Genomic DNA, 14,505 nt, shown 5'->3' on the forward strand with positions numbered 1-14,505 from the left:
AACGATCAGCTATTTTCCATGATTGCACGACACGATCATATGCTGTCACGTCGGCAGTTTCTGACAACGGCAACGCTTGCAGCCGGTGCAGTTGCAGGCATTGCGCCGGCAAGAGCGGCGGCCGGCCCGCGGGTCGCGACGCTCGACTGGGCAATCCTGGAAACCCTGTTGGCCATCGGCGCCAATGTCGTTGCCGGAACCGAGCTGCTGCAGTTCAGGGACGTTGCAGTCACACCTACGGTACCCGCCGGTATTGCCGATCTCGGTCTGCGCGGCACGCCGAATTTGGAAGTGCTTTATGCGGCCAAACCTGAGCTGATCTTCAATTCCAACTTCTATGCCTGGGCAGACGATCGCATGCGCCTGATCGCCCCCGTCGAAAGCCACGCCGTTTATCAGCCCGGCGCGAGCCCCTATCAGCTCTCCGAACAGATGACCCTTGCGCTCGGTGACCGCCTTGAGCGGTCAGCTGGACGCACGCTCGTCGACATGACCAGAGCAAAGCTCGAAACCTACGGCAGGCAGTTCGCCAAGGGGGACCGCCGACCCATCCTCCCCATCAACCTTGGCGACGCCAGGCATGTCCGCGTTTTCGGCTCCGACAGCATGTTCGGCGAGGTCCTCAAACGAACCGGCCTTGCCAACGCCTGGCCGGATCTGACGAGCTACTCCGCCACCGCGCCTGTCGGAATAGAGCAGTTGGCGACCATGCCTGACGCGTGGATCGTATTGATCCCGCCGCACCCCGCCGAAGCATTTGCCGAACTGCAGCAAAGTGCGTTCTGGCGAGCGCTGCCTGCAGTGCAGGCCGGCCGCGTCCTCGCTCTGGGTTCGATCAATCCCTATGGGGCGCTACCGGCCGCGGGGCGTTTCGCCGATCTCCTTGCGGAAGGGCTCACCCATGCATGGAACGGCTGAACGGCCCGCGACTGTCACGAGCACCACGGGCGGGCCGCTCGCTCTCGGAGGCATTCTGCTCGGCGTCACCTGCATTCTGGCCTTCGCATTGCTGGTCATACTGCGCCCGCAACTCGCCGGCGATCTGGGCAACGCTGCCGTTCTCAACCGCATCCTGCTCGTCGACGGCCTACTGCCACGCTCGACGATCGCGCTGATCGCCGGCGCGGCCCTCGGACTATCCGGCGTGCTCTTACAACGCGTCCTGCGCAATCCCGTCGCCGACGCCTCAACCCTCGGGATCGCCGCCGGCGCTCAATTGGCGATGACGATCGCGATCGGCTTTTTCCCACTGCTGATCGGCATCCCAAGAGAAATCGCCGCCTTCGCGGGAGGAGTGGCTGCCGTCGCGGTCGTGCTGACCCTGAGCTGGCGCCGGGACCTCGAGCCGATGACGGTGGCGCTATGCGGCACGATGGTGACCTTGGTCGCTTCCGCCCTCAGCGTGACCATCATTCTGGCTCGCGGCGAATATGCCATGTCCATCTTTATCTGGGGTGCGGGCGCATTGAACCAACAAGACTGGAACGGCGTTATTGCGCTCGCGCCTCGCCTTGCAGTTGGCGCTGCGGCCGCGGCATTGTTGATCCGCCCGCTGAGCATCATGAGCCTGGACGATCACAGCGCAAAAAGCCTTGGGCTTGCGCTCCAGGGCGTACGTCTTGCCATTCTGGCACTTGCAGTCTGGCTTTCCGCCTCGGTGACGGCAGAGGTCGGGATCATTGGCTTTCTTGGCCTCGCCGCGCCGCATCTCGCCCGGTTTTGCGGCGCTCGCCGCACCGGACAGCTGTTGATTGCCGCTCCGCTTGCCGGGGCGGGCCTGCTTTTCCTCAGCGATTGCGCGGTCCAGCTGCTCTCGCCGGGCTTCACGGATCTTGCGCCGACGGGAGCGGTCACGGCCCTCCTGGGCGGTCCGCTGCTGCTTCTGCTAATGCCAAGACTGCATTCCGCCAATGGTCTTCGGCCACAGAGCGCCGCTCATGCCTGGAGAGAGCTTGCATCGGCCAAGCGGTCGCTGATTTTGCTTGGCATCACCCTCATCCTTCTCTTTGCCTTGGTGCTGTCGATCGGTCGCAGTTCCGACGGATGGCATTTGGCAACAGGCGGCCAGTTCCTGGAGCTTCTGCCATTCCGCTTGCCAAGGACAGTCGTTTCGGCCACCGCCGGTGCGATGCTCGCGGCCTCGGGCTTCATCATGCAGCGGCTAACCGGCAATCCATTGGCCAGCCCCGAAGTGCTCGGCGTCAGCGCTGGAGGCGGAGCGGGCCTGACCGTCGCGCTCTTTTTCTTTGCCTTCCCCTCACCCGCGATCGCGATTACGGCCATGACGCTCGGCGCGCTTCTCGCCTTCCTCGTGATGCTGACGATCAGCGCCCGCGGCGGGTTCGGACCGGAACGGCTGCTGCTCTCCGGCGTGGCGATCGGCGCCTTGTCTATGGCGATCGTTACCGTCGTTCTCGCTCGTGGCGACCTGCGGGGCTACCTCCTGCTGACCTGGCTGTCCGGCTCGACCAATCGTGCCGGTGCCTTCGAGGCCTGGATCGGCATCGTCTCCGCTGCCATCCTCATTCCGGTGTTGCCGTTGTTACGGCGATGGTTCGATATCCTGCCGTTGGGCGGTAGTGTCGCCCGTTCAATCGGCCTGCCTGTTGCAGTCTGCAGGGCGCTAATGGCGCTTGTCGCCGCCCTGCTGACCGCCATTCCTTCCTATCTTGTCGGGCCTCTCAGCCTGATTGGATTGATCGCTCCCCATCTCGCGCGCCTCATCGGTTTTCACGGTGCAAGCCGGCAACTGCTCGCCAGCATCCTGCTCGGCGCCATGTTGCTGACGCTCTCCGATTGGCTCTCGCGCATGGTGATCTTCCCCTACGAGGTGCCGGTCGGCCTCTTCGCGGCCCTGATCGGAGGCCCGTATCTCATCTGGTTCCTGACCCGAAAGGAGACTTAGCAATGATGCATGCAAGGGATTTCACGGCTTCCGGCACTGCCACACACGAGGATGCCGGACAGCTACTGGAGCAGTTCTGCGCGCGCTTTGCCGAACATGTCACCATCACGCGCAGCGCCTCGGGTGCGCGCCTGGAAACGGTCATCGGCAGCGCCGACATCGCCGTTTCCAGCAATCGCCTCGACATCCAGCTGCGTTGCCCGACTGCCGCAATGCTCTTCACCATCCGCAGCATGGTCGCCGAAAACCTCTTCGAACTGGCTGCGCACCACCCGCTTGACCTCAATTGGGCCGACGGGCCGCAATCGTCGATCATTCCGAACTTCCGTGAGGTCCGCGTCGTCGACGCCTACGGGCTCACCCCACATATGCGCCGGGTCGTGGTCGCGACAGACGACATCAGGCACTTCGTCGAGGGCGGATTGCATGTGAGGCTGCTCATCCCCCCGCGAGATCGCGAACCGGTCTGGCCGCACACGGAGGAAGACGGCCGGATCCATTGGCCCAAGGGCGACGACGCGCTGACGATCCGCGCCTATACGATCCGCAGCATCGATCTGGCGCGCGGCCAGATGAACATCGACTTCGTGGTGCATGAGGGTGACAATGTCCCGGGAGCCACCTGGGCCCTGAACGCCCGTCCAGGTGATCGCGCCGGCCTCATCGGTCCGGGCGGAGGTGGGGTGCCTACCGCCCGTAAGCTCATCCTTGTCGGTGATGAAACAGCGTTGCCGGCAATCGCGCGCATTGCCGCAGCCATGCAGCCCAATGCGGAACTGCGCGTCATTCTCGAAGTCGCGGACAGGCTCGAGGAACAGCCCTTGACCTCCGACGCCTCCATGAACATCACCTGGCTTCACCGTGATGGGGCGCCGGCCGGAACGACCGGTGCGCTGGAGCGTATCGTCCGTAATATCGTGCCGAGATGCGATCCGGAAACCTATGTCTGGGTCGGCTGCGAGCAGACCGAGGCCCGCGCCATCCGGTCCTTCATGAAGGGCGAGAGAGCCAAGGAACAGGCAAGCTTCAGCGTTGCCGGCTATTGGCAACGCTGACACACCGTCTCTGCAACAATCACGCAAGGAGGACGATATCTCCTCCTTGCTGATAGCTGCTTTTGAAGCCGAAGCCGGACGCGTGCACCACGTTTGCACTCCTCGAGATATGGTTCGAGCAGCACCGATATATGAGAAGGACTTCAGAGCAGGCCGGTGCCCGGACGCTCGCCGAACGCCAATCAAATGCGACCGACACATCTCCCAAGTCGTACTGAAATAATTACGACGGACACACTCACAAAAGCCGCAGACATCGCGCCGATTTTCTGCAACCATCAGGCGCAACGCAGTTTGGCTCATCGACTTCGAAATGTAGTCTTGCCTTCGCCCTATTTCGCCCTTATGTTAGTAACCGTCGATCTTGCTTGATGATCTTTGTTGGCGCGAAAGCGTGGCGCGAATTTTCTTTCAATTTCGGTTTGCAATACTGCTGAAAGAACCTTTCAGCAGAAAGAAATTCTGTGCCTAATTGAAAGGAATCAACCATGACTTCAGGGACCGTAAAGTGGTTCAACAGCGCCAAGGGCTTTGGCTTCATTCAGCCCGAAGATGGCGCGACGGATGTGTTCGTTCACATTTCCGCCGTTGAGCGCGCTGGCATGAATTCTCTCGCAGAAGGTCAGAAGGTGAGCTACGAGCTGGTACGCGATCGCAAGACCGGCAAGAGCTCTGCTGACAATCTGAAAGCCATCTAATTGTCATTCATCATGCTGACCACGGATGTACTGGCAGCAATGATCTAGGTGACGGAAAGGTCGGGGCAACCCCGGCCTTTTGTATTTCTGCGAACCATCAGTATGGGGATGCGATGAGCGGAATGAAATATTCGATCGGCGACCTCGTGGTCATGAAGGCCGATCTCACCCGACTAAAGGCAGCGCCGAGGGTATGCCGCATATTGAGTCTGCTTCCCTCCGAAACTGACGACGCCAACTACCAGGTTCGCTTCACGCACGAGAGCTTCGAACGGCGTATTTCGGCGACGGAAATCGAGAAACTCTGCACGGATCCGCTCACCGACCAATCGGGATCGGCGTCATCCAAAGCAGAGCCGTGGCTGAAACCCCTTGGCAAGGGAACCAGAAAGCAAGTCATCCGATAGGGCCTAATCTGCCTGTGCCCGAACAAAGGTCCGCATTTGCCGCCAGCAGAAAGGAGCGATCATGACCGCTACCAAAGGACAATTCTTCAAGAAGACCGCATCCATCCGTAACGATAAGGCTACGACGACCGATAGCCTGGCAAAAAGCATCGTTGCGGCGGAAAATACCGCCCGAGAAAAGAAAACCGAAGCCCTGCGCGCTCTGCGTTTACAGCAGGAAGCCACGGAAGAACTGAAGGCCGACAAGCCGGCAAAGGAAAAGAAAAAGGCCGTACGCCGCAGTAGCGTATAGATTGGGCTATCTCCGAGAGGTCATCGGCAATGGCCTGGTCGCCGCGAAGAGGAGAGCAAATCCAGCTTCGAATCGACCTGGGCTAGCCTCATGCCCATTGCCATACCTGCCCGGTCAATCCCGGTTCGCCTTGCAGCGCTATCGAAAATCGTTCCATCAGCGCCGCCCCAGTTACCGATCATTAGAAATAAATTTCACAACACTTGCAATGACCGGAATGATGGTCTATATAGGGATAGAACGTTGCTGGTGAGCGCTGATGAAATTTGACGCTCGCAATGTTCGGTTCGCTTTCTTCTTCTGACCACGGATGTACTGGCATTGGTTTGGAAGCGACTTCAGGAAGGTCGGCGCGTTTCGCTCCGGCCTTTTTTGTTGCCGACACTACGGCACGGCTTGAAAGTCTCCTGGCTTCAACAGGCAAACAACCCACCCTGCCCTGCCGCTACAGCGCCGCGTATCATATGTGACGCGGCAAGGTCGCCACAGCACTTTGGATCGGCCGCATGATTTGGTCCTGAGATCACTTCCGATTTCAGGAAGTGTGCGGCGGAGAAATGCGAGCGGATCGGGGGAGGCGACAACCCGCAAACCGCCCATAGAGCATAAGCGCGATCTGACATTCGTTTAAAGTGCGTCGCGATCTCTAAGATTTGCTTCACGCGCTTTAGCTCTTTGATTTCACGCATGTCGTGGCCGCAAAAGCCGCCGCACACTTTTGCGCGACATGCTCTAGGGAACCCCGCATTGGATCGTTCCGCACAGATTGCGACGCGCCTCGCGCTGCAAGCGGAGAGGCTGGGCGGCATTCACCTCTGTCTTGACAATATGAACTCTTCATGAGAACATAAAGTGAACAAATGGAGTTTTCCATGACAAAAGCCGAGCAAGTCATCGAACGTGCAATGACATTTGTCGCTGTCTCGAAGGCCCTTCGGGAGCGCGAACAGGAACGGCGCGCCAGCTGGACGCGCCGTGTCGAAATCAGCCGGCCGCTTCCGCCCTTGCCGCGCGCCGTTCAGCTCTCGTTGAAACTCGACAGCTGAAAAGGCAGGGGTGAGAACAGCACCCGGCAGGCTGTGAAGCGCCCGCCTTATGGCGGGCGCCCCGTCTTTCAGTCGGATCAGGCCTTGAAGAAAGCCAGCAGATCCGCATTGATGGTATCCGCATGCGTGGTGGCCATGCCGTGCGGGAAGCCCTTGTAGATTTTCAGCGTGCCGTTCTTCAGCAGTTTGACCGAGAGAAGCGCTGAGTCCGCGATCGGCACGATCTGGTCGTCATCGCCATGCATGACGAGCGTCGGCACTTCGATTTTTTTCAGATCTTCGGTGAAGTCGGTTTCCGAGAAGGCCTTGATGCAATCGTAATGTGCCTTGGTGCCGCCCATCATGCCTTGGCGCCACCAATTGTCGATCACGCCCTGCGACGCCGCAGCACCGGGGCGATTGAAGCCATAGAACGGGCCGGCCGGGATATCGCGGAAGAACTGAGCGCGATTGGCGGCAAGCGCTGTGCGGAAGCCGTCGAACACCTCAAGCGGCAAGCCGCCGGGATTCTTGTCAGACTTGACCATGATCGGCGGCACCGCACCGATCAAAACCGCCTTCGAAACACGTCCGTGGCCGCCATATTGCGCCACGTAGCGAGCGACTTCGCCACCGCCGGTCGAATGGCCGACATGGATAGCCCCCTTGAGGCCCAGATGTTCCGTCAACGCCGCCACATCGGCGGCATAGGTATCCATCTCGTTGCCGGTCGCCGTCTGGCTCGAACGGCCATGGCCACGGCGGTCGTGAGCAATGACGCGATAGCCCTGATTGAGGAAAAACAGCATCTGGGCATCCCAGTCATCCGAGCTTAGCGGCCATCCGTGATGGAAGACGATCGGCTGACCCGTTCCCCAATCCTTGTAGAAGATCTGAGTTCCGTCCTTGGTGGTGATCGTGTTGCTGCTCATTGTGTCCTTACCTTTCGAAGATTGCTTTGTAGAGGCTTGTGCAGGTTGAGCGAAGGGCGTGGCGGCTGCGGCGGCAAGACCGAGCCCTGCCGCCATGACACCCCGGCGAGTAGCTTGATGGATCGACTGGCTCATTTCAATCTCCACATATTTAATATCGCGCGATTTATTATCGCGATATTGATATGCATAGCGGGCTTCCATCGCGCTGTCTACAATAAAATTTATCTTCCAATTATTTATCGCGCTATACAATTTACTGGAACGGCATCGACCAATGAAACTCCGCCTCACCGGACCATATGATTGCCTGACCATGGATGGTCGGACCGCCGCCCTGGCCTATTGCCCGGGCTTGTCCGCAAAATGCAAAATAGCGAACTCAGCGGCTCTCCCAATCGCCCTTCTGGCATCGTCCAGCCAGAAGGGGAAAATCTGCCACTGGTGGGTCATGCCGGGCCAGATTTCCAGATCAACATTGCCATTCGCCTCCCGCACTTTGTCCGCCAACCGCTTGCTGTCGTCGAGCAGCGTCTCGCGCGAACCAACCTGTATTAGCAGCGGAGGAAAACCAGCAAATTTGGCGTAAAGCGGCGACAAGGCAGGATCCACCGCAGAATGGTCGCGTGCAAATGCACGGCGAATGGTCGCCAACTCGTCCTTGCCCATGAAGGGATCATTGGCGGCGTTGGCAATCAGCGACGGTCCCGATGCGCCAAAATCGGTGACCGGGCTCATGGCGATAACGGCTGCGGGAAGTGGCCCTGAAAGGCGCATCTGATTGAGGACGACCTCGATTGCCAGGGTCGCCCCGACTGACTCACCCGCAATGACGATGTTTCCCGGCTTGTATCCCGATGTCGTCAACCAGCGGTAAGCGGCAACGCAATCGTCGATCTGTGCCGGGAAGCTGTAGTCGGGCGCAAGACGGTAATCGATGAGCAAAACATCTGCGGAGGCCGCCTTGGCGAGTGCGGAGGCGATATTTCGGTGCGTCCTGAGAGAACCGCTATAGAAGCCGCCGCCATGCAGATAGAGAATGGCACGCCGGCCAATCGGATGGTGCAGCCGGGCCGGCCAGATGAGGTCGGCATCGACCCCGTTTGCATCAACGCGGCGGATCTGCACGCGCGTCGCATCCGGTGTCGACGCCATAAGCTTCTCGAAATCCGCTCGCCGCTGCAACAGATCCTTGTCGGACATCGCGCCATTGTCACGTATGGCGCTGATCAGCTTCTCGACCTGTTCACTCGATGCCTTGGTCTGAGGCGGCAAATCCGTCGTGTCATCTGCCGACGCCGATACGGCGGCAAAGAGGCTCATGGCTCCCACGACAACGGTTGCCAGGGCAAGGCGGGATATACAACGCGGTGGCCGGAACTCATTCATAGATAAGCCTTTTCCCTCAAGGCCGAACGGGATGTCGCGATGCTACGGTCGCAGAATTGCGCCTTGTGTCAAGCAGCGGGAATGACGGGATAGATCGCCAGCGACGCAAGCATTGCCGCGGCGTCTGCCAGATGTACGGCGAATAAGATCGGAAGCCGGCACGACGCGGTGAAAGATGAACGCAAAATCGCCATCAACCCGACAATAGTGATGTGGCAATCAGCCGCCAACACGCGATCACAAGCCCGGTGTCAAAATGTCCCGTTTGAATGGTTTAAGTCTGAAGTCCGCCGTGCTGACCCTCCCTCTCCTGCTTGTGGGTACTGCACATGGACGGGCCGCGGACATGCGAAGCCCATGGGACATCCCCGTCGCGGTCCAGACGAGCGATACGTTTACATGCCCGCCGACGCCAGAACTGCCGAGCACGATCAAGGCTGCGGACTATTATACCGACGCGGCCCATTCCATCGTCGATCCCGTACGCAAGAAAGCTTATGATGCGGCGACCGATGGCCTGCGTTCGGCAATGCGAGATGTTATCAGCATGGCCGACCGCTATCGGACAGAGGGGAATGAAGCAAGCGCTCGCTGCGCCGCGCATTTCCTCGGGAGTTTTGCAGCAAGCGGCGCGCTGACCGGCGACACAGCCACGAACCAGGCCGTTTACGTGCAAGGCTGGACCCTCGGCTCCTTCGCGATCGCATGGCTCAAGATCCGCTCGGATGGCAACATTCCGGCGGAAGAGCGGACGCAGATCACGACCTGGCTCGCGGATGTCGCCTCGCGAAACATCGACTACTACAAGAAGCGAGACGACAAGAGCGACGGCCGCAACAATCACCGTTATTGGGCCGGTTTTACCGCCATGGCCGCGGGGATCGCCGCAAATCGGCAAGATCTGTTCGATTGGGGCGTGGGCAGCTTCAAAATCGGAGCAAGCCAGATCCAGCCTGATGGAACCATGCCCCGAGAAATGGAGCGGCGATCTCGGGCGCTGCATTATCATATCTTCGCCGCCGCCCCGCTCGTGACAATGGCAGAACTGGCCTCAGCCAACGGCATCGACCTCTATAAGACCAACGACAACGCCCTGTCCCGTCTCGTTCGATTGGTCGTTGCAGGCATCGATGATCCCTCTTTATTTGCAGCGAAAGCCGGAGTTGCCCAGGAAGCCATGCATTTTCATGCCGACGACATCGCATGGGCCACCCCTTTTGAGCGTCGCTTCCCAAACACCCAGCTTGCCGCATTGGTGAAAAAGCTGACCGCGCGCAGCGTGCCCTATCTCGGTGGTCTGCCGCCGGCCTGATAGAAGGAAGCAATTTTCCTCTTCACCGCAGTCTTTTCGACGATGCCCCGGCCGCTTAAAACATTCGTTGGGTCCAAACGCACAAAGGCTGCAAACGCAATGACAACGCACCGTTTCGTTCCGAATAGTTTCCACAACGTCATCGGCTCATTGCCGCCGGCCTTGCATGTCGCCGACGGCGATACCGTCATAACCGAAACGCTCGATGCAGCCGGTTACGACAAACACGATATCAATCGCATCTCAGGCCCGAACCCGATGAATGGCCCGATCTACGTCGAAGGTGCGGAACCGGGTGATTCCCTCAAGGTCGAAATTCTGAGCATGGTGCCGACACGGGATACGGGTTTCACCCGCAGCGTCTTGGCCGCAAATGTCGTTGATCCCCAGGACGTGCGCGCGCTGCCCCCAAGCGAGAAGGTAATCTGGCAGATCGACCGCCAGGCCTTGACGACCAAGCTTGCCGAGCCGGTCGCGGGCCTTGAGGACTTCACCTTGCCGCTGTCGCCGATGATCGGTTGTTTCGGGGTCGCACCATCGCTCGGTCAGGCGATATCGACGGCCACCAGCGGTGAGTTCGGCGGCAATATGGACTATCGATTGCTCGGACCGGGCACAACCGTCTGGTTTCCGGTATCCGCACCCGGCGCACTCTTGTTTCTGGGCGATTGCCATGCCGTGCAAGGGGATGGTGAGATCGTCGGCACGGGGATCGAAACCACCTTTGAGGTGACGGTGCGACTGAGCGTTGAAAAGAAGAAGATCATCTGGCCCCGCGGCGAAACGGCAGACGACATCTTCACCATCGGCAATGCCCGGCCGCTCGATCAGGCCTTGCAACATGCCACCAGCGAAATGCTGCGCTGGCTCGGCTCCGATTACGGCCTCGACAAGACGGCCGCCAGCCATCTGCTCGGTCAGGTCGTCCGCTACGATGTCGGCAATGTTTTCGACCCGGCCTACACCATGGCCTGCCGGGTTTCTAAATCCTGGCTCAAACGCAGATAGGCATCAGCCCGCATCGAGCGACTGGTCGCGCCGCTGGCGCGACACGTTGCTTTCCTGCCGCTCCCTCGCCATTCGGCTGACGGCGGCGCGCAACTGCGGGTGTCGCGACATGAACAGGTTGAAGTCGCGGCGTTCCAGCACGAAGAGCTGACAGAAATCAACGGCAACGACGTCGGCGGTCCGGCGCGCACCCGTCAGCAGAGCCATTTCGCCAAAGAACGCCCCGGCACCGAGCGGGATTTCGTCCTCCTCAAGCTGCACTTCGACAGCGCCGGAGGCGATGAAGAACATGCTGTCGCCCCGATCGCCGGTGCGAATGACACGATCCCCCGGCGAAGCCGACCGCGGCCGGAAGAGCAGAAGAAGCTCTTCATGCGCATTGTCGTCCAGCTCGGCAAACATTGGGAATGTCTCGATCAACTGCTCGATCTCGAGATGATGCTGCCGATCCCTTTCCTCGCGCTGCTTGTTGATGACGGCCAGTTCGCGGCGCAACCCGTCCTGCTTTGCCATGCCGTATCTGTTCGCCAATGACGGCCATCGGGCAAACGTCCAAGCCTCCAACTTGTCAATGGCAAAGAAAGCCAGCGGATTGAGCGTGATCGACAGGATCGCTCCCGCAAGAATGAGATCCTGCCCTTCGCGAGTGAGAAGCCCCAGCGAAACGCCGAGCCCTGCCAGGATGAAGGAGAATTCCCCGATCTGTGCCAGACCAGCCGCCACCGCAAAGCCCATGCTGGCGGGATAACGGAGCAAAAGCACGACGCCGAAGGCGATCAAAGCCTTGCCCAGCATGATCAGCGCGAGCACGCCGATGATCATCAACGGCTCGCGGATCAATACCGACGGATCGAACAGCATTCCCACAGAAACGAAGAACAGCACCGAGAAGGCATTCTGCAACGGCAGCGAGTCGGCAGCCGCCCTGTGGCTGAGATGGGATTCACTCATCACCAGCCCGGCGAAAAAAGCGCCCAGCGCAAAGGACACACCGAATATCTCTGCCGCACCGAAGGCGATGCCAAGCGCGATCGCCAAAACTGACAGCGTGAACAGTTCACGCGAACCCGTGCGGGCAACGGAGGTCAGAAGCCAGGGCACGACGCGCGGGCCGAGGAAGATCGCAACGACGGCGAAAGCCGCTACCTTCAGGAGCGTCATGCCGATCGTCAACCAGATCGAGCCGGATGCAGCATGATCGCCCGCATCCGCATGGCCGCCCATGACACCGGCAAAGGCCGGCAGCAGGACAAGCGCCAGCACCATGGCCAGATCTTCGACGATGAGCCAGCCAACGGCGACGCGACCATTCGTCGAACTGACCAGATTGCGCTCCTCCAACGCCTTCAGGAGCACGACCGTACTGGCAACCGCAAGACTTAATCCGAAGACGACGCCCGCTCCGATGCTCCACCCCCAAAGTGAGGTGAGGCCGATACCCAGGAGCGTGGCTATCAGGATCTGGCCAATGGCGCCGGGAATTGCAACACCACGGACCGCCAGCAGATCGGCAGCCGAGAAATGCAACCCGACGCCGAACATCAGGAGGATGACGCCGATCTCGGCCAATTGCGAGGCGAGCGAGACGTCGGCAACGAAGCCGGGCGTGGACGAACCAATGATGACGCCGGCAACGAGATAGCCGACCAGCGGCGGAAGGCGCAACCTGTCGGCCACGTAGCCGAAAACGGCCGCGAACACGAAGCCAGCGGCAATCAATGCGATCAATGCAACGTCGTGCGGCACGGCAGTCCTTCCCGTTTCACGGCGTCAAGCCTGTTCCCCTTGTTTCCGGCTACCTACAGTGCCGCGCGTCATATATGACGCGCAAAGGTCGCTGTAGCACTATAGATTTGCTGCATAATTCCTGAAATCGGAATCGATTTCAGGAATTATGCAGTAGCATCGCTTTTGCCAAGCCGTCTACCGCCGATATCAAACTCGCAGAAAACATCGCCTTGCCGATGCGCAGCCCGATATCAGGCTCAAGGCAAGGCGATGTGACACGGCTGGAACTTACTGGTCCAGAACAATCTGCAGCTTCACATCCGTCGGCCGCGCCTCGACAGCGCGGTCAAAGGCCTTGATGGACTGTTCGAAGGCGAAAGTCTCCGAGATCAGAGGCTTCAGATCGACGCGACCGGAGGCGATCAGTGCGATGGAGCGCTCGTACTGATGCGCATAGCGGAACACCGTCTCGATGCGGATTTCCTTTGTCGAAGCGGTGGAAACGTCGAAGCCGACCGGATTGACCGGCAGGCCAACGGCAACGATCACCCCACCCGGACGGGGCAGCTCCATCACTGTTTCCCAGGCCTTGGGCGAGCCCGAGCATTCGAAGATGACATCGGCGCCCCAGCCGTCCGTCAGGCGGTCAACCTCTTCAAGCAGGTTCTTTTCACGAATATTGACCGGGATCACACCCTGATATTGTGCCGCGATGTCGAGCTTCGGCTGCGCCAGATCGGCAACGATCGCCCTTGCGCAGCCGCCAGCGAGAGCCGCAATCGCCACCATGATACCGATCGGCCCCGCGCCGAGCACGACGGCGGTATCGCCGGGCGTGATGCGTGCCTTGGTCGCCGCCTGCATGCCGACGGCGAATGGCTCGACCATTGCACCCTCGGCAAAACTCACATTGTCGGGCAGCTTGAAGGTGTAGTTCGCCGGATGCACGACAAAGGGCGTCAGCACGCCATGGATCGGCGGCGTCGCCCAAAAAGTGACGGCGGGATCGACGTTGTACATTCCAAGGCGGCTGGCCTTGGAATTGGGATCGGGAATACCCGGTTCCATGCAGACACGATCACCGACCTTCAGATGCGTCACGCCGGCGCCAACCTCGACAATCGTGCCCGCAGCCTCATGACCGAGGACCATCGGTTCGTTGACGATGAACGGGCCGATCTTGCCGTGCGTGTAGTAATGCACATCGGATCCGCAGACGCCGACGGTATGGATTTTGATCTTGACCTCTCCCGGCCCCACCTGCTGCGGCAAGTCGATATCACGGATCGCCAGTTCGTGCTGACGTTCCAGCACCAGGGCACGCACCTTGCTCATAGCTCTCTTCCTCTTTCAAAACATCCCATGACCCCATCATCTCGGGATCGAATTCCTTGTCCCTTATATTCGCTCCGTCGGGCGTCGCGAAACGATCTTCGCACCACGGCGGCAAAATCCTACTCCATCGGCGCAGCCTGATAACTTCGGCCCCTGTGAATATTAGGGAAATCTCATTATTCACGGGGCCCATTGCCAATATTGACTAGAGTTCCATTTCCTGCCTCTCTAATAATCGAGGACGAGGAGGGGATCATCATGACAGTATATGACTGGACCGGTCAGCGCGCCCGGCGGATGAAAATGGTGCGCGCCGCAAGCCTTGCGATGTTTCTTATCATCCTGATGGCGATACCTGCCGTCTTGCTGCACTATAATCTTATTCAGTACCCTCGTTGAGCATCTTGGTTGGACACAGG

Annotated in this window: 14 protein-coding genes; 10 read left to right on the plus strand and 4 right to left on the minus strand. The window is 59.7% G+C overall.

Going from position 1 to position 14,505, the window contains the following annotated elements:
- Positions 1-39 precede the first annotated feature (39 nt).
- The 7 genes from ACIQJ2_RS30160 (at position 40) to ACIQJ2_RS30190 (ending at position 6,403) form a co-directional block, all read left to right on the plus strand.
- A complete protein-coding gene (locus ACIQJ2_RS30160) occupies positions 40-918 on the plus strand; it encodes an ABC transporter substrate-binding protein (RefSeq protein ID WP_400673843.1) in 879 nt (292 codons plus the stop codon).
- Entirely contained in the window at positions 902-2,905 is a 2,004-nt protein-coding gene (fhuB, locus tag ACIQJ2_RS30165) for a Fe(3+)-hydroxamate ABC transporter permease FhuB (protein WP_400673841.1), read from the plus strand. The genes ACIQJ2_RS30160 and fhuB overlap by 17 nt, the downstream gene beginning before the upstream one ends.
- A 2-nt stretch (positions 2,906-2,907) precedes the next feature.
- The gene (locus ACIQJ2_RS30170; RefSeq protein ID WP_400673839.1) at positions 2,908-3,960 is read left to right on the plus strand and encodes a DUF2218 domain-containing protein; all 1,053 of its coding nucleotides are present in this window, start codon (positions 2,908-2,910) and stop codon (positions 3,958-3,960) included.
- Between the two features lie 488 nt (positions 3,961-4,448).
- Positions 4,449-4,658: a cold-shock protein gene (locus ACIQJ2_RS30175; RefSeq protein WP_199149426.1), complete on the plus strand. Its 210-nt coding sequence runs from the start codon at positions 4,449-4,451 to the stop codon at positions 4,656-4,658.
- Between the two features lie 113 nt (positions 4,659-4,771).
- Positions 4,772-5,065, plus strand: coding sequence for a cold-shock protein (locus ACIQJ2_RS30180; protein WP_199149425.1), 294 nt, complete (start codon positions 4,772-4,774; stop codon positions 5,063-5,065).
- Positions 5,066-5,126: 61 nt separating this feature from the next.
- Positions 5,127-5,357 (plus strand): hypothetical protein, encoded by a 231-nt coding sequence (locus ACIQJ2_RS30185; protein ID WP_199149424.1) that lies wholly within the window; start codon positions 5,127-5,129, stop codon positions 5,355-5,357.
- 872 nt (positions 5,358-6,229) lie between these two features.
- Positions 6,230-6,403, plus strand: coding sequence for a hypothetical protein (locus ACIQJ2_RS30190; RefSeq protein ID WP_183079448.1), 174 nt, complete (start codon positions 6,230-6,232; stop codon positions 6,401-6,403).
- A gap of 77 nt (positions 6,404-6,480) precedes the next feature.
- Here the strand turns inward: ACIQJ2_RS30190 and ACIQJ2_RS30195 are convergent, their stop codons facing one another.
- Positions 6,481-7,314: an alpha/beta fold hydrolase gene (locus tag ACIQJ2_RS30195; RefSeq protein ID WP_400674114.1), complete on the minus strand. Its 834-nt coding sequence runs from the start codon at positions 7,312-7,314 to the stop codon at positions 6,481-6,483.
- Positions 7,315-7,656: 342 nt separating this feature from the next.
- Positions 7,657-8,637, minus strand: a complete 981-nt coding sequence (locus ACIQJ2_RS30200; RefSeq protein WP_400673836.1) for an alpha/beta hydrolase — start codon at positions 8,635-8,637, stop codon at positions 7,657-7,659.
- Positions 8,638-8,959: 322 nt separating this feature from the next.
- On the opposite strand from ACIQJ2_RS30200, the gene ACIQJ2_RS30205 reads away from it, so the two are divergent.
- Together ACIQJ2_RS30205 and ACIQJ2_RS30210 are read left to right on the plus strand one after the other, a co-directional pair.
- Positions 8,960-10,015, plus strand: coding sequence for an alginate lyase family protein (locus ACIQJ2_RS30205; protein ID WP_400673834.1), 1,056 nt, complete (start codon positions 8,960-8,962; stop codon positions 10,013-10,015).
- Between the two features lie 99 nt (positions 10,016-10,114).
- The gene (locus ACIQJ2_RS30210; protein WP_400673832.1) at positions 10,115-11,023 is read left to right on the plus strand and encodes an acetamidase/formamidase family protein; all 909 of its coding nucleotides are present in this window, start codon (positions 10,115-10,117) and stop codon (positions 11,021-11,023) included.
- 3 nt (positions 11,024-11,026) lie between these two features.
- Here ACIQJ2_RS30210 and ACIQJ2_RS30215 read toward each other — a convergent pair whose 3' ends face one another.
- Together ACIQJ2_RS30215 and ACIQJ2_RS30220 are read right to left on the minus strand one after the other, a co-directional pair.
- Positions 11,027-12,769, minus strand: coding sequence for a cation:proton antiporter (locus ACIQJ2_RS30215; RefSeq protein WP_400673830.1), 1,743 nt, complete (start codon positions 12,767-12,769; stop codon positions 11,027-11,029).
- 270 nt (positions 12,770-13,039) lie between these two features.
- Complete coding sequence (locus ACIQJ2_RS30220) at positions 13,040-14,086, minus strand: NAD(P)-dependent alcohol dehydrogenase (RefSeq protein ID WP_400673828.1); 1,047 nt, start codon at positions 14,084-14,086, stop codon at positions 13,040-13,042.
- Positions 14,087-14,344: 258 nt separating this feature from the next.
- Between ACIQJ2_RS30220 and ACIQJ2_RS30225 the strand changes: the two genes are divergently transcribed.
- Positions 14,345-14,485, plus strand: coding sequence for a hypothetical protein (locus ACIQJ2_RS30225; protein ID WP_199151500.1), 141 nt, complete (start codon positions 14,345-14,347; stop codon positions 14,483-14,485).
- Positions 14,486-14,505: the final 20 nt, after the last annotated feature.

It is taken from the genome of Rhizobium sp. NPDC092011 (assembly GCF_044756305.1).
Classification (GTDB): domain Bacteria; phylum Pseudomonadota; class Alphaproteobacteria; order Rhizobiales; family Rhizobiaceae; genus Rhizobium.